Annotated in this window: 21 protein-coding genes; 12 read left to right on the top strand and 9 right to left on the bottom strand. The window is 60.8% G+C overall.

From position 1 onward, the window contains the following. Positions 1–263: 263 nt before the first annotated feature. The 4 genes from lhpI (at position 264) to ACT54B_RS16185 (ending at position 5760) form a co-directional block, all read left to right on the top strand. Positions 264–1205, top strand: a complete 942-nt coding sequence (lhpI, locus tag ACT54B_RS16200) for a bifunctional Delta(1)-pyrroline-2-carboxylate/Delta(1)-piperideine-2-carboxylate reductase (RefSeq protein WP_476046215.1) — start codon at positions 264–266, stop codon at positions 1203–1205. A gap of 80 nt (positions 1206–1285) precedes the next feature. Beyond that, on the top strand, positions 1286–3748 hold the full coding sequence (gene hrpB / locus ACT54B_RS16195; protein ID WP_476046213.1) for an ATP-dependent helicase HrpB: 2463 nt from the start codon (positions 1286–1288) through the stop codon (positions 3746–3748). A 63-nt stretch (positions 3749–3811) separates the two neighbouring features. Beyond that, entirely contained in the window at positions 3812–5107 is a 1296-nt protein-coding gene (locus ACT54B_RS16190) for an ActS/PrrB/RegB family redox-sensitive histidine kinase (protein ID WP_476046211.1), read from the top strand. 71 nt (positions 5108–5178) lie between these two features. Next, positions 5179–5760, top strand: coding sequence for an ActR/PrrA/RegA family redox response regulator transcription factor (locus ACT54B_RS16185; RefSeq protein ID WP_476046210.1), 582 nt, complete (start codon positions 5179–5181; stop codon positions 5758–5760). Between the two features lie 4 nt (positions 5761–5764). On the opposite strand, the gene ACT54B_RS16180 is transcribed toward ACT54B_RS16185, so the two are convergent. Then, positions 5765–6265 (bottom strand): MmcB family DNA repair protein, encoded by a 501-nt coding sequence (locus ACT54B_RS16180; protein ID WP_476046266.1) that lies wholly within the window; start codon positions 6263–6265, stop codon positions 5765–5767. A 182-nt stretch (positions 6266–6447) separates the two neighbouring features. On the opposite strand from ACT54B_RS16180, the gene ACT54B_RS16175 reads away from it, so the two are divergent. Further along, a complete protein-coding gene (locus ACT54B_RS16175) occupies positions 6448–7113 on the top strand; it encodes a L,D-transpeptidase (RefSeq protein ID WP_476046208.1) in 666 nt (221 codons plus the stop codon). 74 nt (positions 7114–7187) lie between these two features. On the opposite strand, the gene ACT54B_RS16170 is transcribed toward ACT54B_RS16175, so the two are convergent. The 7 genes from ACT54B_RS16170 to hslV all read right to left on the bottom strand — a co-directional run bounded on the left by ACT54B_RS16170 (position 7188) and on the right by hslV (position 16577). Further along, positions 7188–9356 (bottom strand): malate synthase G, encoded by a 2169-nt coding sequence (locus tag ACT54B_RS16170; RefSeq protein WP_476046206.1) that lies wholly within the window; start codon positions 9354–9356, stop codon positions 7188–7190. 102 nt (positions 9357–9458) lie between these two features. Next, positions 9459–11462: a hydantoinase/oxoprolinase N-terminal domain-containing protein gene (locus ACT54B_RS16165; RefSeq protein WP_476046204.1), complete on the bottom strand. Its 2004-nt coding sequence runs from the start codon at positions 11460–11462 to the stop codon at positions 9459–9461. Between the two features lie 114 nt (positions 11463–11576). Next, on the bottom strand, positions 11577–13001 hold the full coding sequence (locus tag ACT54B_RS16160) for a cytochrome P450 (RefSeq protein WP_476046203.1): 1425 nt from the start codon (positions 12999–13001) through the stop codon (positions 11577–11579). 48 nt (positions 13002–13049) lie between these two features. After that, positions 13050–13958 (bottom strand): DUF1402 family protein, encoded by a 909-nt coding sequence (locus tag ACT54B_RS16155; RefSeq protein WP_476046264.1) that lies wholly within the window; start codon positions 13956–13958, stop codon positions 13050–13052. Positions 13959–14185: 227 nt separating this feature from the next. After that, a complete protein-coding gene (hslU, locus tag ACT54B_RS16150; RefSeq protein WP_476046201.1) occupies positions 14186–15493 on the bottom strand; it encodes an ATP-dependent protease ATPase subunit HslU in 1308 nt (435 codons plus the stop codon). Between the two features lie 15 nt (positions 15494–15508). Continuing rightward, positions 15509–16030, bottom strand: coding sequence for a GNAT family N-acetyltransferase (locus ACT54B_RS16145; protein WP_476046199.1), 522 nt, complete (start codon positions 16028–16030; stop codon positions 15509–15511). Continuing rightward, entirely contained in the window at positions 16017–16577 is a 561-nt protein-coding gene (gene hslV, locus ACT54B_RS16140) for an ATP-dependent protease subunit HslV (RefSeq protein WP_476046198.1), read from the bottom strand. The genes ACT54B_RS16145 and hslV overlap by 14 nt, the downstream gene beginning before the upstream one ends. Before the next feature lie 231 nt (positions 16578–16808). On the opposite strand from hslV, the gene hisB reads away from it, so the two are divergent. From hisB to coaA, 7 genes are all read left to right on the top strand, one after another. Beyond that, positions 16809–17414, top strand: a complete 606-nt coding sequence (hisB, locus tag ACT54B_RS16135; protein ID WP_476046196.1) for an imidazoleglycerol-phosphate dehydratase HisB — start codon at positions 16809–16811, stop codon at positions 17412–17414. An 81-nt stretch (positions 17415–17495) separates the two neighbouring features. Further along, on the top strand, positions 17496–17960 hold the full coding sequence (locus tag ACT54B_RS16130) for a DUF2628 domain-containing protein (RefSeq protein WP_476046195.1): 465 nt from the start codon (positions 17496–17498) through the stop codon (positions 17958–17960). 2 nt (positions 17961–17962) lie between these two features. After that, on the top strand, positions 17963–18613 hold the full coding sequence (gene hisH, locus ACT54B_RS16125) for an imidazole glycerol phosphate synthase subunit HisH (RefSeq protein ID WP_476046193.1): 651 nt from the start codon (positions 17963–17965) through the stop codon (positions 18611–18613). Positions 18614–18646: 33 nt separating this feature from the next. After that, positions 18647–19390, top strand: coding sequence for a 1-(5-phosphoribosyl)-5-[(5-phosphoribosylamino)methylideneamino]imidazole-4-carboxamide isomerase (gene hisA, locus ACT54B_RS16120; protein WP_476046191.1), 744 nt, complete (start codon positions 18647–18649; stop codon positions 19388–19390). Then, a complete protein-coding gene (hisF, locus tag ACT54B_RS16115; protein ID WP_476046189.1) occupies positions 19387–20163 on the top strand; it encodes an imidazole glycerol phosphate synthase subunit HisF in 777 nt (258 codons plus the stop codon). The genes hisA and hisF overlap by 4 nt, the downstream gene beginning before the upstream one ends. Before the next feature lie 10 nt (positions 20164–20173). Further along, positions 20174–20497 (top strand): phosphoribosyl-ATP diphosphatase, encoded by a 324-nt coding sequence (locus tag ACT54B_RS16110; protein WP_476046187.1) that lies wholly within the window; start codon positions 20174–20176, stop codon positions 20495–20497. Positions 20498–20553: 56 nt separating this feature from the next. Next, on the top strand, positions 20554–21519 hold the full coding sequence (gene coaA, locus ACT54B_RS16105) for a type I pantothenate kinase (protein WP_476046262.1): 966 nt from the start codon (positions 20554–20556) through the stop codon (positions 21517–21519). Here the strand turns inward: coaA and ACT54B_RS16100 are convergent, their stop codons facing one another. Then, entirely contained in the window at positions 21520–22704 is a 1185-nt protein-coding gene (locus tag ACT54B_RS16100) for a glycosyltransferase family 87 protein (RefSeq protein WP_476046186.1), read from the bottom strand. Between the last annotated feature and the right edge of the window lie 15 nt (positions 22705–22719).

Below are 22719 nucleotides of genomic sequence, written 5' to 3'. Positions count from 1 at the left end.
CAGTGATCGCCTTATAGAACTACCAACCAAAAACAGTCAACACCATTCCGTCAAAAAAATTATATAAATTTGTAAGTGTATGAAATATAAAGATTATTTAGTGGCGCTGTGATTTCCGCTCTTGGAGCAGCGGATTTCGCCGCGCGCCGTGCGGCGCCCTCACTCTCCTCCTCCTGCAAAATGTCGATTTTCGTCTCCGCCCGCTATCGCGGTTCGGATAGGGGAGGGTTAAATAGGTCGAAACCCACTCTATTGGAGCTTCCATGCTGATCCTCAATACAGACCAAACCCGCGCGGCCCTTCCCTGGGGGGCCCTCATTCAGACTGTCGAATCCATGTTCGGTGGACAGTGTGTCATGCCCGTCAGGCATCATCACGACGTCGAAGTGCCTGGGGAAACCGCCGCAACCCTTCTGCTCATGCCAGCCTGGGTTCCGGGCGCCTATATAGGTGTGAAGCTCGTCTCGGTTTTCCCGGATAATCATCTTCGCGGCTTGCCGGCCATTTTCGGCAGCTACCTTCTGTCGTCCGGCAAGACCGGTGAGCTGCTGGCCGTACTCGATGGCGGGGAGCTGACCGCACGTCGGACAGCCGCCGCCTCGGCCGTGGCCTCTCGTTATCTGTCCGACGAAAACGCTGAAACCATGCTCATGGTCGGGACCGGGCGCCTGTCGCTGAATTTGATGGAAGCGCATGCCAGCGTTCGCCCGCTCCGGCAATTCGCGATCTGGGGCCGCAATGGCGCCAATGCGGAGAGGACGGCGGAAGACGCGCGCGCGCTCGGACTGAATGCCAGGGCGGTGACCGACCTCGAGACAGCAGCGCGGCAGGCGGACATCATTTCCTGTGCGACCCTCTCCTCGGAACCTCTGATCCGGGGCGAGTGGCTGAAACCGGGAGCCCATCTCGATCTCGTGGGCGCTTTCAAGCCTTCCATGCGGGAGAGTGACAATGAAGCTGTCCGGCGCGCCAGGATCTTTGCCGATACGCGCGAAGGGGTTCTCAGTGAAGGCGGCGACATCGTTCAGCCGATCCGGGAGGGTATCATTTCAGCAAACGCGATCCAGGCCGATCTGGGCGAACTGGTCTCCGGTTCCATCAGAGGCCGGAAAACGCCTGGCGAAATCACCCTCTTCAAATCCGTCGGGGCGGCGCTGGAAGATCTGGCCGGTGCTATCCTCGCCTATGAACGCAGCCGGGGCTGAGCCCGGGCTGTTGCAAGGACAGGCCGGGGCCGCCGCTCGTTCCCGGTCTCTCGGACCCACTGTTACCTGTCGAGGCAAAGATGCGTTACTCCCTCCCCGACCTTCCCGTCCGCGAGGTTCTGGAACCGCTTGGGAAAGCGTTGGCCTCGGACGGCCTTGCCGTTCTTTCCGCGCCCCCCGGCGCAGGCAAGACGACCATCGTACCGCTCTTTCTTCTGGAGGAGCCGTGGATGAAAGGCGGGCGGATCATTCTTCTGGAACCGCGTCGGCTGGCAGCCCGCGCGGCGGCGGCCCGGATGGCTGCCTTGCTGCGTGAGGAGGTCGGGGAGACGGTTGGCCTGAGAATGCGCATGGAAACCCGGATATCGGAGAAGACGCGCATAGAAGTGGTGACGGAAGGCGTCTTCAGCCGCATGGTTCTCGATGATCCATCGCTGGACGGGGTGTCGGCGGTCCTGTTCGACGAGTTTCACGAACGGTCGCTGGATGCGGATTTTGGTCTCGCTCTGGCGCTGGACATACGCAATGGCCTCCGCGAGGATCTGCGCCTTCTGGTGATGTCGGCGACACTGGATGTGGAACGGGTGCAGGCATTGCTGCAGGGCGCACCGGTCATCCAGAGTCAGGGACGAACCTATCCCATCGACATTCGCCATGAAGATCGGAATCCAGTCGAGCGGCTGGACGATTCTGTGGTGCGCGCCATTGTGCGGCTCCACGAACAGGAAACCGGTTCCATCCTGGTCTTTCTGCCGGGTCAGGGGGAAATCAACCGGGTGGCGGAGCGGCTGGCAGGCCGGCTGCCACAGACGACCGCCATCATGCCGCTCTATGGCAACCTCTCGCAGGCGGAACAGCGCGCGGCAATCGAGCCGGTCCGGGAGGGCGCGCGCAAGATCGTCCTCGCCACATCCATCGCCGAAACCTCGATCACGATCGATGGAGTCCGGATCGTTGTGGATAGCGGTCTGCAGCGAATTCCGGTCTTCGAGCCGTCGACGGGTATGACCCGGCTTGAAACCATACGCGTTTCCCGGGCAGCGGCGGATCAACGGGCCGGTCGCGCGGGCCGCACCGAACCCGGCATTGCGCTGCGCCTGTGGCATGCTGGGCAAACGGCCGCTCTTCCGGCACACACACCGCCGCAGATCCTGGCAAGCGATCTTTCTTCCTTCGTGCTCGATCTCGTCCATTGGGGGGTGCAGGACCCCGCAGAGCTCAGTTTTCTGGACCAGCCGCCGGCGTCAGCCATGGCGGAAGCCCGAACCCTTCTCAAGCAGCTTGGCGCTCTGGACGAAAGCGGCCGATTGACGGAGGCCGGCCGCCAGATCCGCTCCATGGCCCTTCCCCCGCGGCTGGCGGCCATGATCCTGGCCGCCGGCGAGACCGGGCATGCCGCCGAGGCAGCGCTGCTTGCGGTGCTCCTGACGGAGCAGGGCCTCGGGGGGAACGATGTGGATCTGGACGAGCGATTGAAGCGATTCCGTCAGGATCGAGGCGAGCGCGCGCAGCAGGCGAGACGGCTCGCTGCCCGCTTGGCGGGCGCTGTCAGGGCGAAGGTCAAGGCGGTGGGGCCGCCGCTATCCGGCGACCTGCTGATGCATGCCTTTCCCGACCGAATTGCCCTTCAGCGCGGCGGACGGGGCCGGTTCGTCATGGCCAATGGACGCGGGGCGGAGCTGCCGGAAACCGAAAGGCTCTCGGCGAGTGCCATGCTGGTTATCGCAGACCTCACGGGACGGGCCGCGCAGGCTCGCATTCTCGCCGCGGCAGAAACCAGCCGCGCTCGGGTCGAGGCTTTCATGCCCGAGGCCATCCTTCGGGAAGAGCAGTGCTTTTTCGAGCGGGAAAGCCGGCAGGTGCGCGCGCGCCGGGTGACCCGCATCGGCGCCATCATCCTTGATGAATCCCCCCTTCCCCGTCCGACCGGCGATCAGGCTGCCCGGGCGCTTGCCAGTGGTCTGCAGGATCTTGGTCTGCAGGCGCTTCCCTTCAACGGGCAAGCGGACCAGCTGCGGGAACGACTGGGGTTCCTTCACCGCGCTATCGGCGATCCATGGCCGGATACATCGGATGCCGCATTGTTGGCACGCCTTGATGAATGGTTCGTTCCCTTTCAGGGACAGAGCCGCAGTCTTTCCGATATCACGCCCGCCAGCATTGCCGAAGGCCTTCTGGCGCTTGTGCCCTATGACCTCAGACGCGACCTGACGCGACTTGCGCCCACCCATTTCGAAGCGCCAACCGGCCAGCGCCATCCGATACGCTATGACGGGGACGAGCCGGTTCTGGCTATCCGAGTGCAGGAATTGTTCGGGCTCAAGGTTCATCCCGTGATTGGCGGTGGCAATTGGCCGCTTCTTCTTGAGTTGACCTCTCCGGCGCATCGGCCCATTCAGACAACACGGGACTTGCCTGGCTTCTGGAACGGCTCCTGGAAGGAGGTACGGTCAGAGATGCGTGGCCGGTACCCCAAACATCCGTGGCCGGACGATCCGGCCCATGCAATACCCACGCACCGGGCAAAGCCGCGCGGCACTTGAGCCTGTCGTCTGGCGACAGGGAAATGCGGTGGCGCCAGAAGGGCTCATGACAGGAGGTGGACGATGGATCTCAGCTCGCTGCGGGCAGACCCGCATTACAGCCGGCGGCTCAGGCTTGAGACGCTGGTGCGGCTGCGCTGGCTGGCGGTCGGCGGCCAGGTGATCACGGTTGCGGCGGTAAAGGTCGTTTTCGGCTTCCCGATGATGCTCGCCCCCTGCCTGCTCTTGGTGGGATTGCTGGCGGTTGCCAATATTCTCCTGACGCTTCTTTTCCCGCCGACGCTCCGGCTCGCGCCGGCCGCGACCTCTTGCCTGCTGGCGCTGGATCTGGTGCAGCTTTCGGCACTGCTCTTTATCACCGGCGGCCTTGCCAATCCCTTCTCCGTGCTGATCTGCGTGCCGGTCACTATATCCTTCGCGTCACAGCCCATACGCCAAAGCCTTATCCTCATTTCCATCGCCCTGGTCAGCGTTACAGCGCTCGCCTTTTCGCCCTTTGCGCTGCCTTGGTACCCGGATCACGCCTTCACCCTGGATTCCGTGATGCGTCTCGGCATCTGGTGCGCCATCGTATCCACCATGGGCTTCGCCGCCTTTTATGCCTATCGCGTTTCCCTTGAAGCTACCCAGCTGGCAGATGCACTGGCGGCGACAGAACTCGTTCTTCAACGCCAGAAACACCTCAGCCAGCTGGATGGCCTGGCAGCCGCGGCGGCCCATGAGCTTGGAACGCCACTCGCAACCATCAGCGTGGTGGCCAAGGAAATGGAGCGGGAACTCGGCAAGGATCCGCATTTTGGCGAAGACGTCCAGCTTCTGCGCAGCCAGAGCGAGCGATGCCGCGATATTCTCAGACGGCTGACGACCCTATCCGCTGAAGAAGAAGCCCATATGCGGCGCCTGCCGCTGTCATCCCTGATCGAGGAGGTGCTGGCGCCTCATCGCCATCCGGGCGTGGACATAAGGGTGGTGGACAAATCCGGGCGGACAGGAGAACCGGTCGGCGTCCGCAATGCCGGCATCATATACGGTCTCGGCAACCTCATCGAAAATGCGGTCGATTACGCCCGGAGCGAGGTCGTCATTACCGTCGAGCACACGACTGACAAGGTGACTCTTGTGATCGAGGATGACGGACCTGGCTATGCGCCCGATATCCTCAGCCGAATCGGGGAGCCTTACGTGACGCACCGGCAGAGGGACGACAGTGCCGGTGGCCTTGGGCTCGGTCTTTTCATCGCAAAGACACTGCTTGAACGTTCCGGAGCGAAAATTACCTTTAATAACAGAAATGACCGGCGAAGCGGGGCGCAGATTGCCGTTACCTGGCGCAGGGATGTGATGGATGCGCTAAACTGACGCCTTTACCCGCTGCAATCCAGCCGTCATACATAACAATTGCCAGGTGACGCCTGGGGAGAAAGCCGCCAATGACACCGAAAAGCACCGCCGCCGACCATTCATCCGCCCCTTCCGGCATCGACCCGGTCGACCCCTCGCTCTTGATCGTGGACGATGACGGGCCATTCCTGCGGCGGCTGGCCCGGGCGATGGAAACCCGTGGTTTCCAGGTGGAGATAGCAGAATCGGTTGCCGAAGGGGTTGCGAAAGCCCGGGCGCATCCGCCCAAATATGCGGTCGTCGATCTGAGACTGGGAGATGGCAACGGTCTCGACGTGATTGAGTCGATCCGTCAGAAGCGGGAAGATACCCATATTATCGTGCTGACCGGCTATGGAAACATCGCCACAGCGGTGACGGCGGTGAAACTCGGCGCCATCGACTATCTGGCCAAGCCTGCGGATGCGGACGATGTGTTTGCCGCGTTGACCCGCCAGCCGGGCGAGCGGGCGGAAGTGCCGGAAAATCCCATGTCGGCAGATCGGGTCCGTTGGGAGCATATCCAGCGGGTCTACGAGATGTGCGAACGCAACGTTTCGGAAACTGCGCGCAGGCTCAACATGCATCGACGGACGCTTCAACGCATATTGGCGAAGCGGGCGCCCAAATAATCCCCTAATCCTTTTCCCCGGGTGCCGGCGGCAGGGTTCCCAACATCCGCTCGGCATGTGTCAGGCGTGCCGTGGCAAGCCTTGCGACGGCGAGCGTCAGTGCCTTGCGCGTCGCCGGGGCGAGCTTGTGCTCTGGTGCTTCCCGCAGCAGATGGGCGCCGTAGCCGTCACTGATGAACAGTCCCGCATCGTCAGGAAAGATCTCGGACGGCACGTCCGTGTGGGTGGCAAAGAAGAGCCGGTCGCAATGGGCACGGTAATCTGGCCATTTCCGGTCCACCCTGAAATCCTCGATCGAGGATTTTATTTCGATGATCCAGATCTCTCCTTTCTCGGAAAGGGTCAGGAGATCCGCCCTGCGGCCACTCGAAAGGGAGACTTCCGGCAGCGCGACATGCCGCAAATCCGTCAGCAGCGCCTGCATTCCGCGCCGCACAAGCAGCGCCTTTTCCGACTGCCTGCCATCGACAAGTGGATTTGTTGCATGAAGAGAGAGAAGAGTCATGGATATCCCCGGATTCCGGGCCTTTGCCTTGTTGCAAAAAAGCAATGGAGAGGTAATTTGCGCGGCCTGACGGGTCTGTTGCTCCGCAACAACTTGCGCACCCGCAATTAATAGAAAATAAACCATGTTCGAAGATGGTGCAAACCATCTGCGAATCCCCTCTGAAAAATCAAGAGCCACCCATGCGCTTCCGCATTGCACTGACCGCACTCGGTTTGACGGCCCTTCTGGCCGCTGCCGGTTGTTCGACCGTATCTTCTTCCTCCCCCGAGGCGACCAAGGTCTCCAAGGTGGAGATCTTCGACAAGGCCTATGAACCGGTGACCGATGCCGGATTTGCGCTGCCGGCCATTCCGATCAACAAGGTGAAGCCGGAATTTCGTCGGCAGATCGTGTCCTACAGTGGCGACGAGCGCCCGGGCACCATTGTCGTGAAGACGCGGGAGCGGCATCTCTATTACGTGCTGCCGGGCGGCAAGGCTGTGCGGTACGGCATCGGCGTGGGCAAGCAGGGATTCGCATGGGGTGGTGAGGCCTATATCGCCTGGAAACAAGCCTGGCCGACCTGGCATCCCCCCAAGGAAATGGCGGAGCGCAAGCCGGAAGTGGCCAAATATGTCGAAAAGGGCATGAACCCCGGCATTACCAATCCGCTTGGCGCCCGTGCCATGTATCTCTTCAACGACAAGGGCCAGGACACGCTGTTCCGCCTGCATGGCACGCCGGAATGGGCGTCCATCGGCACCGCCGCCTCCTCTGGCTGCATTCGGCTGATGAACCAGGACATCATCGATCTCTATGATCGCGTCCGTCCGGGCAAGTCTGCCCGCGTCGTGGTTATTCAGTAAAAGCAGATCGTGATAACAAAGAGGCCGCCGGGCGTGATCCCGGCGGCCTCTTTTTTTGTCCACGGCAAACCTGTTTATCGCCCAAAGCGGGCTTTCGCCTCCTGGCGACGGCGGTGGAGCACCGGTTCCGTATAGCCATTGGGCTGCTCACGGCCGCGGAGCACCAGCTCAAGAGCCGCCTGAAAGGCAACAGAGCCCTCATAGTCCGCCGACATGGGGCGATACAGGGTATCGCCTTCGTTCTGTGCATCGACCACCTTGGCCATGCGCTTCATGGTTTCCAGGACCTGAGCCTCGGTGACGATGCCGTGGTGCAGCCAATTGGCCATGTGCTGGGAGGAAATGCGTAGCGTCGCACGGTCCTCCATAAGACCGACATTGTTGATGTCAGGGACCTTGGAACACCCCACGCCCTGCTCGACCCAGCGGACGACATAACCGAGGATGCCTTGCGCATTGTTATCGAGTTCGCGCTGGATTTCGTCAGGCGTCCAGTTCGGCCGCGGTGCGACCGGAACAGTCAGGATATCGCGAAGGGCGGCTCTTGGGCGGCTCTTCAGCTTGGCCTGAACAGCGGCGACATCCACCTGATGATAATGGGTGGCATGCAGCGTCGCACCCGTGGGCGAAGGCACCCAGGCCGTATTCGCTCCGGCCCTTGGATGGGCGATCTTCTGCTCGAGCATGGCAGCCATCAGGTCAGGCATGGCCCACATGCCCTTGCCGATCTGGGCCCGGCCACCCAGGCCGCACAACAGCCCCACATCCACGTTTGCATTTTCATAGGCGCCAATCCAGGTCGCCTGCTTCATGTCGCCCTTCCGGATCATGGGACCCGCTTCCATCGACGTATGGATCTCGTCGCCGGTGCGGTCGAGGAAACCGGTATTGATGAAGACGACGCGCGCGGCGGCAGCGCGAATCGATTCCTTGAGATTGACGGTCGTGCGCCGTTCCTCGTCCATGATCCCCATTTTGATCGTGTTCGGGGCGAGACCAATAAGCTTTTCGACCCGGGCAAAGATTTCGGAAGCGAAGGCAACCTCTTCCGGACCGTGCATCTTCGGCTTGACCACATACAGGGAGCCCGCCCTCGAATTGGCTCTCCGCCCCTTCGGTCCGATATCGTGGAGCGCAATAAGCCCGGTGATGACGGCATCCATGATACCCTCGGGAATCTCGTGGCCATCCCGGGTAAGAATGGCCGGATTGGTCATGAGATGACCCACATTCCGGACGAGCATGAGGGCCCGGCCGGGAAGGCTGAAAGTGGCGCCATCCGGCGCCGTGAAGGCGGGATCGGCATTGAGACGGCGCGTCACGGTGCGGCCGTTCTTGGACAGCTCTTCCGTCAGATCGCCCTTCATAAGGCCGAGCCAATTGCGATAGACCAGAACCTTGTCTTCCGTATCAACAGCGGCAACCGAATCCTCGCAATCCATGATCGCAGTCAGGGCCGATTCCACGACCACATCCGAAATTCCGGCCGGGTCCAAGGACCCTACCGCAGTTGAAGGATCGACAAGGATCTGAATATGAAGGCCATGGTGCCGAAGAAGGATGCGGGAGGGCGTTTCCGGGGTCCCGGTATAGCCGGCCAGGCATGATGCGTCCCGCAAGGCGGCGGTTCCCACGCCGGTGGTCAACGCCAGCCGGCCATCCCGAACGGCAAAACCGGTGACGTCGCGCCAGTTTGCCCCCTCCAGAGGTAGAATGTCGTCGAAAAATGCCTTTACCCACTCAGCCGCGGCGCGGCAGCGAACCGGATTGAAGGCACCACCGCGCTCGGCGCCGCCGCTTTCGGGAAGAGCATCCGTCCCGTAGAGCGAATCATACAGAGAACCCCAGCGGGCATTGGCAGCATTCAGGGCGTAGCGGGCATTCATGATCGGAACGACCAGTTGGGGACCGGCAATGGACGCAATCTCCGGGTCGACATTTTCAGTCGTGACCGAAAAGTCCGGGCCTTCCGGCAGCAGATAGCCAATGCTTCTCAGGAAGGCTTCGTAGACCCCAGGATCGGAAATGGCGCCGTTTTCCCGATGCCATGCATCGATCTTTGCCTGCATTTCATCGCGAACCGCAAGAAGCGCACGGTTGCGCGGCGCAAGCTCCCCTACGATCGCAGCAAAGCCACGGAAAAAGGCATCCGGATCCACGCCCGTGTCGGGGAGGGCCTCCTGAAGGAGGAAATCGTGCAATGGCCCCTCGATGAAAAGGCCGTCCCGTTCGATGCGCGTCATGTCGTACTCCACTTTGCCGTCGTCGCAGAGTGGATACTGTCAGAGGCCCCCTGCCAGTCAATTGGGCAAAAGTGTAAAGGATTTATTCCGGTCTGGAACAAATCACTCCTCGGCTATGCGGGGTCTGCCGGATGCGGTCGCGATGAAGCGCGCTTCGATCAGTTTGCGGCTTCCCTCCACCTCTGGCGCGTCTACCTCTTCCCGGAGGTCAACGACGGGATCGTCGGCGCCATTTTGCCGGGCTTGCGACAACGCCGCCGTTTCGGCTCGCGCCCGCGCCAGCGCGAAGCTTTCTGCCTCATCTGTCAGGCGCACGCTCGGTCCTGCGCCATTGACGACAAAAATACCTTCATCGGGCGACGTGACAAAGACGGTTACAGAAGCCCGTACCTGACCGACGACGGCACCGATGGCGTTGGCGACATCCGCGTCTGCGGGAACGGAGCAGGTGGCCGATACCATTTCGGCAATGGCTGGATAATAGACGGGAGCCGACGCACCCAGGCCGACAAGCGGGCGATCCAGACCGATGCCGAAGCGGACGATTCCCGGCTTCCGACGAAGGGCCCTGTCGATCTCGATGGAATCCTGCGGGCTGATCCCGGACACCCCGTCATCCATCAGGCAGGCGCCGAGAATGACTTCACAGGACTGCCGTGTCAGCTGGTTCACGATCTTCTCGGCCAGATCCTCTGGGGTCTGTGCGAGCAAACGGCCGGCTCCGTCCTTGCCGCGAGCGGCAAGGGCAAGGCCCATCCGAGCCGCATCGGCATTCCATTGACCCTGGCGTCCGAGGACATGCATGGCATCGGAAGGGGTGATGCCCGAAATATGCACCAGACCGCGCGCCACCAGCCTGTCGAGCGTAGCCTTTTGCGGCGTGGAGACGAGCAGCTGATCGAGGGGAACGGGCGTGGTTCCGATTTTGTCGAACAAAGCCTGTTCCTGAGGCTGGAGACCACTGGCAAGCCGGTCCGGCACTCCGGTCCTCACGGCAAAACGGCCGTCATGACGCCCCACATGGGCTGTCCTCAGCTGGCGCTCGAGCGCAGCGATCACCATCTCGCCATGGCTGTGCGCCAGAAGGCTGAGAGGCAGGAAGCGGCGAGGACCCAAGGTGAACTTCGCCTCCAGACCCCGATCGTTGATCCGCACCTCGGAGTCTCCCCCGAGCCCGAAGGTGCGCATGGCCACCGCTTCCACCATGGTACGATAGCCGCCGACAACAGCGCCCTCGGCGTCCAGACGGGGCCGCCCGTCATCCAGCACGGCGACATCGGTCGTCGTGCCGCCGATATCGGAAACCACGGCATTGTCGAGCCCGGTGAGATAGCGGGCGCCGACCAGACTGGCTGCCGGTCCGGACAGGATGGTTTCAATAGGGCGAATCTTCGCTTCGGCAGCCGAAATAAGCGCTCCGTCCCCCCGCACCACCATCATCGGTGCGCGGATACCGCGCTCCTCGAGAAATCGCTCGCAGGAACCGACCAGGCGGTCGATCATGGAAACCAGACGCGAGTTCAAAAGCGTGGTCAGCGCACGCCGGGGGCCGCCGAGCTTCGAAGAGAGTTCATGGCTGCAGGTGATCGGTAGATGGCTGTTTTCGAGAATATAGTCCCGCACGCGAATTTCATGGGCGGGGTTGCGGACCGCGAAATAGCCGGCAACGGCAAAGGAGGACACGGACTGAGACAGAGCCGGAAGCGCTTCTTCCAGCGCCTCCAGCTGCAAGGGTGTTTCGCTGCCATGCACGTTATGGCCACCCGGCAGGAAGATGACCGGATCTGAGCCAAGGGCCGTTTCAAGACCGTCCCGCTTGAGGTCTTCGGGGCCGAAGCCGATCATGATCAGGCCCGACCTTCCCCCCTGCCCTTCGACCAGCGCATTGGTGGCAAGGGTGGTGGACAGGGAGACCAGACTGATGGCGCTGACCGGAATGCCTGCACGCGCGATCACCGCGTCCACGGCACCGGCAATACCGACGGCGAGATCATGACGGGTCGTGAGAGACTTGGCTTTCGCAACCACACCCTTTTCATCGTCGAAAAGAGCTGCATCCGTATAGGTCCCGCCGGTATCAATGCCGAGAAGATAATGGGTCGCCAAGATCGATCCGCTCCAGATGTGGATGAAGATAGGTTTATGCCCGAAGTGCCGTGCCGCCGCTTGCTGACAAACGGCACGTTTCGGGCGCGAAAAGACCGTTTGAAGACAGGACTGTCAAGCGTCCTTATCCGGTCTTCGCAAACCGCGCGGAACGATCTTCATGGGAAGCCCCCCTTGCGGTTGTGTGGTGAGTTTCTGCACGGGCCACACGGAGACGCCCTCAATCGGTTCGAAGCGGTAGTCCCGCATCAGCATGGCAAGCGCGATCACCGCTTCCTGGAGGGCAAATGTTGCCCCGATGCAGATGCGCGGCCCTGCTCCAAAGGGCAGATACTGGAATCGGCCGATTTTTTCCCGCTCTCCGGGCAGGAAGCGTTCCGGCTTGTATAGTCGGGGGCTATCCCAGTGCAGATGATGCCGATGCAGCGTCCAGGGCATGACGAGGATCGTGGTTCCGGGCCGGATCTCGACGCTGTTTCCCGCCTGATCGGACCACCGGTCAGGCTCTATGGCCTCCCGGTTTATCGACGGAGCCGGCGGATAGAGCCGAAGCGCCTCCTCGAAGGAGGCCCGGACATGGGGCATGCGATCCAGCCACTCGACGGGTGGCGCATCCGTGGCGAGGACCGCGTCGATTTCCGCCTCCATGGTTTCTCGCCAATGCGGCAGGTGGGCAATACAATAAAGCGTCCATGCCAGGGCGCGGGCTGTGGTTTCGTGTCCCGCACCGATAAAGGTCAGAATATTGTCCTCGATTTCCTCCATCGAGAGACCGCCGTCCGGCCCCTCGGCTTCAAGCAGAAGCGTCAGAAAATCGTCCGGGGCAGATGTCCGGTCGGACTGGAGTTTCCTCTTCCTTTGTCCGATGGTTTCTGCAACGACCGCCCGGAACTTGTCCAGCACGCGACGGCCACCGAAACGGGTCAATCGGGGAATCCAGGGGGGTGCCCGCAACAGATCCATGGGGTCCACGCGCCCCATGCGATGCAACAAGGCGTCGACGTCACCGGCAAAGTCGTCCGTTGCCGTGGCAATCTCGCCGGAGAACAGCGTCTGCGAGAGGATCTCGAAGGTGAGCTCCGTCATGTCGACCGCCACATCCCGTCTTTCGCCCGCAGCAGGAATATGACGGTAACGTTCGACAAAATGCTCGGAACAGGTTTTCATCTGGTCGGCAAACCCCCGGGCATGGCGGGGCGTGAAGACAGGCGCCATGGCCTTGCGCGATCGTTTCCAGACCTCGCCCTCTGCGGTCAGCAATCCGTCTCGCAGAATGGGTCGAAGAATGAGTTGCCGGATCACCGCCATCCGGTAATTGGCAGCATTATCGACCAGCACATGACGGATGAGCCCGGGATCGTTTACGATCAGGGTCCGTTCGCCGAAAAAGACCGTATCGATCCACGGTAGCGTATAGGAAGGCTCGCCCCACAATTCCAACGGGTTGCGAAACACCGTCCGCATCACGGTCAGCCACGAGGGCGGCACGGTTCGGGGGATCGGCGCGGGTGCCTCGAAGGATTCGGAATGTATCGCCATGGGTTTCCCGGGAAAGGACATCCCTGGAAACCTAGTGCGCGGTCCCGACTAGAACAATGCCTTCAGCTCATCCAGCTTGTCGTTTATCAGCCAGCCATAATAGTTTTCTTCGGGCAGCACAGTTCCGCCGCCACGATTGCGGGCTGCCAGCGCTTGCGCCCTCTGAAGCGTGTTGCCGAGATTGTAGAGCGTGGCCGTGAGCCCGGGATTGCCGGAGATATCCATTCCGGCGATCTCCTTGTAATCGTCTATGGATTGGCGGATGGCGGCCCCCACGAAGGCGAGCGACTTGTCCGGGTCCATGATGGCATCGTAAACACCGGCAGCGTCGTTCTCGTCGAGCTTCTCGACGCCGGAACGACGGCTCACGAGATCGGAAAGCTTGAGCGCGGTCAGCGGATTGACCTGACCGAGACCAAAGGTCTGGCCGGCATAGAAGGGCTGAAAGAAGACTGCGCTGAAACGATTGTTCGGATAGGAATTGCCCCCCACCGTCTTGCCCCGGAACTTGTCGTCCCACACCGTCTCGCGGCATGTCCACAAATGATAGGAGTCCCGGTACTTGGCACAGGTGGAGAACTCGGGCCGTGCCACGAAATCATCGACCTTTTCGTCTTCATAGGCAAACTGGAAACTATTGCCCGCGTAAGCCGCAGCCTTCACATAGTAGGATTGCAGGCGGTCATAGGCATCGACATTGTAAGTATGCTCCCCCACCAGGGCGCCTGCGATATGGATGGGGTCAATGCCGTAGGCCCGCGCGGTTTCCCTGATCTTCGATCGCAAAGCTTCGTCGTTGGCCAGCAGATCGCGTATCTTTTCGTACTTGTCGTCGAAGGTCGTCTTTCCGGCCTTTGTCCGTCGCATGGAGGCACCGGGAATCGGCGGCTGTTCCGCATGCCGGTTACCCGGCGGGACCCGCGTCATGGCGGCAGCCGGTTCGATTGAGCACCACATGCACAGTGCCGCGCCAAGGGTAGCCAGAATAGTCCGCACGCCGAAATCCTGTTCCTGATATCGATTGTTCCGCCTGTCTGTGCCGACAGAATTTGGCCAGAAGACGCCCGAATCCGCGATAATTCGCTCTTTTGCCTCCTTTAGAAGGCGAACAGGCCGCTGTCGAGCCAGGAAGAGGCCGCCCCCGCCGGGAGCGGACCCAAATCAGAGATTGCGATGCAGGCCGGTCACAGGATGAAGCGGGACAGATCCGTGTTGCCGGCGAGTTCCCCGACATGCTCGCGCACATAGCCGGAATCGATCGTGACGGCGGTGCCGCCTCTGTCCGGTGCATGGAAGGAAATCTCGTCCAGGACCCTTTCCATCACCGTCTGCAAACGACGGGCACCGATATTTTCCACAGAGCTGTTCAATTGGACCGCAACGTCAGCCAGGGCGTCGATCGCATCCTCGGTGAAATCGAGCGCAAGCTCTTCCGTTTCCATCAAGGCCTTGTACTGGCGGATCAGAGACGCTTCCGGTTCCGTCAGAATGCGCCGGAAATCCTCCTTGGTCAGTGGCTTCAGCTCTACGCGGATCGGCAGCCGGCCCTGCAGCTCGGGCAGGAGATCGGAGGGCTTCGAAACATGGAAGGCGCCAGATGCAATGAAAAGCACGTGATCGGTCTTCACCGGTCCATACTTGGTCGATACCGTGGTGCCTTCCACCAGAGGCAGAAGATCCCGTTGCACGCCTTCGCGCGACACGCCTGCTCCCATGCCGCCATCCCGGGCAGCGATCTTGTCGATCTCGTCCAGGAAGACGATGCCATTGTTCTCGACGGCATGGACCGCCTCGCGCTGAATCTGTTCATTGTCGACGAGTTTGTCGGACTCGTCGCGGATCAGCTCCTCGTAGGATTGCTTGACCGTTGTCTTCACCTTCTTTGTCCGGTTGCCCATGGCCTTGCCGAACATGTCGGACAAATTGAGCACACCGATATTGGCTCCGGGCATCCCGGGGATTTCAAAGCCGGGCATGCCGGAACCCGTATCCGCCACATCGATCTCGATTTCCTTGTCGTCGAGTTCGTTGTTACGCAGCTTCTTGCGGAAGCTCTCGCGCGTGGCGGGAGAGGCGGTCGAACCGACAAGGGCGTCGAGGACCCGCTCTTCCGCATTCATGTGAGCGGCAGCCTGAACCTCGGTGCGCTTCTTTTCACGGACCAGACCGATGCCGATCTCCACGAGGTCGCGAATGATCTGCTCCACATCGCGCCCGACATAGCCGACTTCGGTGAACTTCGTCGCCTCGACCTTGATGAACGGGGCGCCCGCGAGCTTGGCCAGACGGCGGGAGATTTCCGTTTTGCCGACACCGGTCGGTCCGATCATCAGGATGTTCTTCGGCATGACCTCGTCTCGCAGGTCGTCCGGAAGCTGCTGGCGCCTCCAGCGGTTTCTGAGGGCGATCGCGACGGCCCGCTTTGCTTCCTGCTGACCGACAATATGCCGGTCGAGTTCGGATACGATTTCACGGGGAGAAAAATTGGACATATCGTTTGCCTCTCTTCAGGGCTTGAATTGCATGATCAGCACGCCGTCTCCGCGGCCTTCCAACTCGGGAACGGTGCGGAAGCCGGCTTTTTCGTAAGCTCGCACGGCGCGCCGGTTTTCGGGATCAGGATCGATGATGATGGTTCCGTAGCCGGAGTCGTAGAGCCTCTCGGCGAAGAGACGGACTGCCGCCGACCCGATGCCGCGGCCGACAAGGCCGGGCTCGCCAATGGAGAGGTCGATGCCGATCGAATCGGCCGGAAAGACGGAGAGCCACGGATGATCTTCCAGCCATTCCGCCGTCTGGTGTTCGCCCACGAACCAGTACTGGATATAGCCGATGGATTGGCCGTCGAGCTGGATGAGAAAAGGCCGGGTCGTGTCACGGCCCTCGACCATATCCCGCACGAGCGCCACCTCCTCGTCAGGCTCGCCCCACCATTCCTGCATGTGCGGTTCGCCGAACCATTGCAGCAAAAGCGGCAGGTCGCCCTTCGTGACCGGCTTGAAATCGATCCTTTCCTCAATGGGCTTCAAGTTTTTCCACCACGATGTTGTGATTGGTATAAACGCAGATATCCGCGGCAATCTGCATGGCGCGCCGGGCAATTTCTTCCGCCGGCTTGTCGCTGTCCATCAGGGCGCGGGCTGCCGCATAGGCGTAATGACCACCGGATCCGATGGCCATGGTGCCATGCTCCGGTTCCAGCACATCGCCGTTGCCGGTGATTGCCAATGTGATTGTCTTGTCGGCGACCAGCATCATGGCTTCGAGATTGCGAAGATATTTGTCCGTGCGCCAGTCTTTCGCGAGTTCGACGGCAGCGCGCATCAACTGCCCCGGATACTGGTCGAGCTTCTTTTCGAGACGCTCGAGCAGGGTGAAGGCATCAGCCGTCGCCCCTGCAAAGCCGGCAATCACATCACCGCCCTTGCCGATGCGGCGAACCTTGCGGGCATTGCCCTTCATGACCGTCTGGCCAAGACTGACCTGGCCATCGCCGGCGATCACGATCTCGTTGCCCTTGCGCACCGTGATAATGGTGGTTGCATGCATGGTGCCGAATGGATTGTGTTCCGTCATTCGTTCGTCTTTCCGATTGGGGCCCTGCGCGAGACAGTTGGACAATAGGCGCAGACCCGAGGCTTGTTGATGGATATGTAAGCAGCCCGCACAGGTTTGCAATCGGTCCCCTCACCCGGCGCCGAAAGCCTGCTTCTCATACGAATTAAGAGCATGGAGCTTCTGGATATTTTGTGTTGCGCCTGTTAAGGAGCGCCTCATGGTTCCCCTGCAGCCGACAGGAAAGACGAGATGGCAGAGACCGCAGGCCGCATAGCGACTGTTTCGCGCACCACCAACGAGACCTCCATCTCGGTAACCGTCAATATAGACGGTACCGGCAAGGCGAAGATTTCGACGGGTGTCGGCTTCTTTGACCACATGCTGGACCAGCTTTGCCGCCATTCGCTGATCGACATGGACATTGCTGCAGAGGGTGACCTGCATATCGACGATCACCATACCGTGGAGGATACGGGGATCGCCCTCGGGCAGGCTCTTTCCAAGGCACTGGGTGACCGCAAGGGCATCACGCGCTATGCTTCCCTCGATCTCGTTATGGATGAGACCATGACAAAAGCCGGTATCGACATTTCGGGACGGCCCTTTCTCGTTTGGAACGTGAATTTCAGCGCGCCGAAGATCGGATCTTTCGACACGGAGCTGGTCCGGGAATTCTTCCAGGCCCTCTCCCAGCATACAGGCATGACCCTGCACGTATTGAACCATTACGGCGCCAACAACCACCATATCGCCGAAACCTGCTTCAAGGCGGTTGCGCGCGTCTTGCGCACCGCGACGGAAATCGACCCTCGGCAGGCGGGGCGCGTACCCTCCACCAAGGGGACTCTGGTTTAAGGGCCTGGAACCCCGCCGGCCCTCACTGCTTGCAGTCCGGCATCTCCCCGAAGGGAAGCCTGGAAAGATCGGGAGCGATATATGGCAAGCTATCTGGTTATGACCCCCCCTCATAGAGCCGATGAGCCGGATTCCGCCCGCTTCATCCGTGACGGATTTTCCTTCCTGGCCTTCGCCTTTCCCCTCTTCTGGATGCTCTGGCACCGGATGTGGCTATACGCTCTCATCTTCTTTCTGATTATCGCTTTTATCGCGGCGCTTGCGGAAGATCTCGATGCACCTGGTGCGATCGTGATGGTTCAACTGGCGCTTTCGCTTCTCGTCGGGCTGGAAGGCGGCGCTCTTCGCGAATGGCATCTGCGTTCAAAGGGATGGACGCTGAAAGCCGCCTTTTTCGCCCTATCGCTCGATCAGGCAGAAGAGATCTATTTTTCATCGGCCGTTGCGCCGTCTACCCAACCGGCTCCGGCAACGGGCTTGGCCTCTGCTCGCGCACCGGCAGGCGGACCGGTTCTCGGCCTCTTTGACTATGGCAAGGGACATTGAACATGCGTGTGGCGATCATCGATTATGGGTCCGGAAACCTGCGCTCGGCCGTCAAGGCCTTCGAACGGGCTGCCCGCGACCATCACATCGATGCGGAGATCGTGCTTACCGATCGTCCCGAAGTGGTGGCGGCTGCCGACCGTGTCGTTTTGCCCGGCGTGGGCGCCTATGCCGACTGCCGGGCCGGTCTCAAGGCCGTGGCCGGTATGGATGAGGCGCTGCGCGACGTGGTCGACAACCATGCTCGTCCGTTCCTCGGCATCTGTGTCGGCATGCAGCTCATGTCCTCTCGCGGGCTCGAAAAGACCGTGACCGAGGGCTTTGGCTGGATTGCAGGAGACGTGGTGGAAATGACGCCCTCCGACCCCGGGTTGAAAATCCCCCAAATCGGCTGGAACACGCTGACGCTCAATCGGCCGCATGCGCTTTTCGATGGCATTGCGACCGGACCGAAAGGCCTGCATGCCTATTTCGTTCATTCCTACCATCTTGCCGCCACCCATGCGGACGACGTGATTGCGGTCACCGACTACGGAGGCCCGATGACCGCGTTCGTGGGACACGGCAACAAGGTAGGTGCACAGTTTCACCCCGAGAAGAGCCAGGCACTGGGCCTTGCCCTTCTCGCCAATTTCCTGCGCTGGAAGCCCTGAGGGCTCGCGCTTATTCCAAGAACGGACTGACTGATGATTCTCTTTCCCGCAATAGACCTCAAGGACGGGCAATGCGTCCGGCTCAAGCTCGGTGATATGGCGCAGGCCACCGTCTACAACCCCGATCCCGCCGCGCAGGCTCTGGCCTTTGAAAATCAAGGGTTCGAATGGCTGCATGTGGTTGACCTCAACGGTGCTTTTGCCGGTTCGAGTGTGAACGGTGCGGCCGTGGAAGCAATCCTGAAGGCAACGAAGAATCCGGTTCAGCTCGGCGGCGGCATCCGCACGCTGGCGCATATCGAAGCCTGGCTGGAGAAGGGCCTCGCCCGCGTTATCCTCGGTACGATCGCGGTGCGCGATCCCGCGCTCGTCAAGGAAGCCTGCCGCCTGTTCCCGGGCAAGGTTGCTGTCGGCATCGATGCCAAGGGCGGCAAGGTCGCCGTCGAGGGCTGGGCAGAAGCCTCGGAACTCGGGATCGTCGAGCTTGCCCGAAAATTCGAGGGCGCGGGCGTTGCGGCCATTATCTATACCGATATCGACCGGGATGGCATTCTGACCGGGATCAACTGGGAATCGACACTCGCCCTCGCCAAAACGGTGAACATCCCGATCATCGCGTCCGGCGGTCTTGCCTCGCTCGCGGATATTGAACGATTGCTGCAGCCAGACGCGCAAAAGCTGGAAGGAGCGATCTCGGGCCGGGCTCTCTATGACGGACGGATCGATCCGGCAGAGGCACTTGCTCTCATCAAGGCCGCCCGAAAGGAACGCGCATGACCCTTAAGGCCCGTGTCATTCCCTGTCTCGACGTCAAAGACGGCCGTGTGGTCAAAGGCGTCAATTTCGTCGACCTCATCGATGCCGGCGACCCGGTGGAAGCCGCAAAGGCCTATGATGCGGCCGGTGCAGACGAGCTGTGCTTTCTGGACATTACCGCCTCATCGGATAATCGCGACACCATCTTCGACGTGGTGGCGCGCACGGCCGATCACTGCTTCATGCCGGTTACCGTAGGCGGTGGCGTCCGCAGTGTGGGCGACATCCGCAAGCTGTTGCTCTGCGGGGCCGACAAGGTGTCGATCAATTCGGCGGCGGTGAACAATCCGGAATTCGTGACCGAAGCGGCCGACAAGTTCGGAAATCAATGCATCGTCGTCTCCATCGACGCCAAGCGGGTATCCGCAGAGGGCGAGATCCCGCGCTGGGAAATCTTTACCCATGGCGGGCGCAAGCCGACGGGAATCGACGCGGTCGATTTTGCCGTGCGCATGGCCGAGCGCGGCGCGGGAGAACTTCTCGTGACATCGATGGACCGGGATGGAACCAAGAGCGGCTATGACATCGCGCTTACCCGTTCTATCGCGGATTCGGTTCGGGTTCCCGTCATTGCATCCGGGGGCGTGGGAACGCTGGACGATCTGGTGGCGGGGATCCGCGATGCCCATGCAACGGCTGTGCTTGCTGCATCGATCTTTCACTTCGGGACCTATTCCATCGGCGAAGCCAAGCGTTGTATGGCAGAGCATGGCATTGCCATGCGGATTGACTGAGGGGGCGCGCATGGCCGGTTTCACTCTTGCCGATCTGGAAACGATCGTCGCGCGCCGCGCAGCGGCCTCGCCGGAGGAGTCCTGGACAGCCAAGCTTGTCGCTGCTGGCCAAGCCAAGGCCGCCAAGAAACTGGGTGAAGAGGCCATCGAGGCGGTCATGGCAGCGGTCACCGGTGATCGCGAGAACCTGATCTACGAAAGCGCCGACCTGCTTTTTCACCTGCTTGTCGTGCTGAAGATTGCGGATGTACCGGTGGCGGACGTCATGGCGGAGCTTCAACGTCGCACGGGGCAGAGCGGGCTGGCCGAAAAGGCGGCCCGGAAGGACCCATGATGTCGGACCAAGGGGATATCTTGAAAACCGCCAAGCCTGCCGCCCCGGAAGCCTCGATGGAGGGTCCGGGGCCATTCCAGCGCGATCTCTATTCGCCCTACCATGTCTTCACGTCGGCGGAATGGGCGCATTTTCGGGCGGATACGCCACTGACCCTCAGCGAAAGCGAAGTCAAGCGGCTCCGGTCTCTCGATGACCCCATTGATCTGGAGGAGGTGCGCCGGATCTACCTTTCGCTCTCCCGTCTGCTTTCCGCCCATGTGGAATCCTCGCAAATGCTCTTCAAGCAGCGGGATCGCTTCCTGAGCCTTGCCGGCAGTTCGAAGACCCCGTTCGTCATCGGAATTGCCGGATCTGTGGCGGTTGGCAAATCCACGACCGCTCGTATTCTCAAGGAATTGCTGGCCCGCTGGCCCTCAAGCCCGAAGGTGGATCTGGTGACCACCGACGGGTTCCTTTATCCGAATGCCGTTTTGCAACGGGAAAATCTCATGCAACGCAAGGGTTTTCCGGAGAGCTACGACATCGGTGCGCTCCTGCGTTTCCTTTCGGAAATCAAGGCGGGGCGGCCGGACGTGAAGGCGCCCTGCTATTCGCACCTGACCTATGACGTCATTCCCGACAAATTCACGCCCATAGACCGGCCCGATATCCTGATTTTCGAGGGCATTAACGTGCTGCAGTCGCGCGACCTGCCCGCCGATGGCAAGGTTGTGCCGATGGTTTCGGATTTCTTCGATTTCTCGATTTATATCGATGCGGACGAGAGACTGATTCACAAATGGTACGTGGATCGGTTCATGAAACTTCGGCAAACGGCATTTCGGGATCCCAGTTCCTATTTTAACCGTTATGCCCAGGTGAGCGAAAAGGATGCGCTTCAGATTGCAGAAGGGCTTTGGGCGAACATCAATCTGAAGAATCTTCGCCAGAATATCCTGCCAACACGCCCGCGCGCGGACCTGATCCTGCAAAAAGGCAACAATCATTTCATCGAAAAGGTTGCCCTGCGCAAACTCTGATCAGGCCTGCCTTGGCACGGCGAAGCGGTCTCGCAACACGAGACCGAGGTGAAGGGCTGTATAGCCGATCACGACCACAATACCGGCACCGAAACCGCGCAGCGCCAATGCAGGCACAAAGAGCGGGAACAGCCATGCAAGTCCATGGACGGCCAGCGGTATCCTCTTCTCTTCGAGGAACAGGAACGCGACCGCCACGCTGAGCGGCACGCTGTCATAGACATAGCCATAGGGCGTGGCCAGGAGGGCGAGAAGTCCCGTCAGAACAACTCTTTTTTCGTGCGAAACAGGGGCCGCGCCAGGCAACCATAGCCACAGGGCCGACGCCATCGCCGCCAGACTGACGACAGCCTGCAAGAGGTAGCTCGCCGGAAGACCCCATCCGAAGGAACGGCCGGCAGAGAAAGCCGTCAGTGCCAGGGTATGGTAACTCTGCGGATAGGGAGCTTCCAGAATGGCCGCCATCAAGGGTGCGGTGACGGTCCGGAAGGAAATCCAGACGGAAGGGCCGAAAAACAGAGCCGTCACACCGACAAGCAACAGGGTGGTGACCACGGCCGAACCAATCGCCTTCCAGTTACGGCTTGCCAAGAGGCAGAGAGGGATCAGCAGTCCCAGATGGGGCTTCATGGTCAAAAGGCCGAACAGGATTCCAGCCAGTATCGGCCGCCGCGGCGCCAGAAAGAGACCGCCCAACAGAAGCGCCGCCGTGAAGGCCCCGTTCTGTCCCACCACCACATTCATCACGACGCCGGGCGACAGAAGGGCAACGACATGCGCGTAGCGGGGCAAGTGGAGCGGTTTCAGTGCCAGATGCAGCAGAGCGAGGGTGCCGAGGGTCCAGACCCCGTAGGCCGGCAAGACCGGAAGCAAGGCCAGCGGTCCTGCAAGAAGCAGCATGGAGGGCGGATAGCTCCATTCCTGGTCGGTCAAGAGCGGCGTATAGAGGGCACGAAGGGCCGCCCGATAGGCTTCCGGCTCAAAAAGAAGGTGGGTCTTGCCGTCCAGCACGAGAACACCAGCCGCCCACAGATTGCTGAAATCCCAGATCGGTAATTTTTGATTGAGCTGGGAGAGGCCATTCTCGTCAAGGGTCCAGAGCGAAACCAGCATGAACAGCGACAGAATGAAGCCGAAGAGAACGATATTGCCTGCAATCAGGGTTTTCAGACGAGCCCTATCCATGGATGCTCCCTGCTT

The organism is Gellertiella sp. DMC107 (assembly GCF_056313605.1).
Note: the sequence above shows the minus strand (reverse complement) of the source record. Positions and strands in the feature narration are given on the sequence as shown.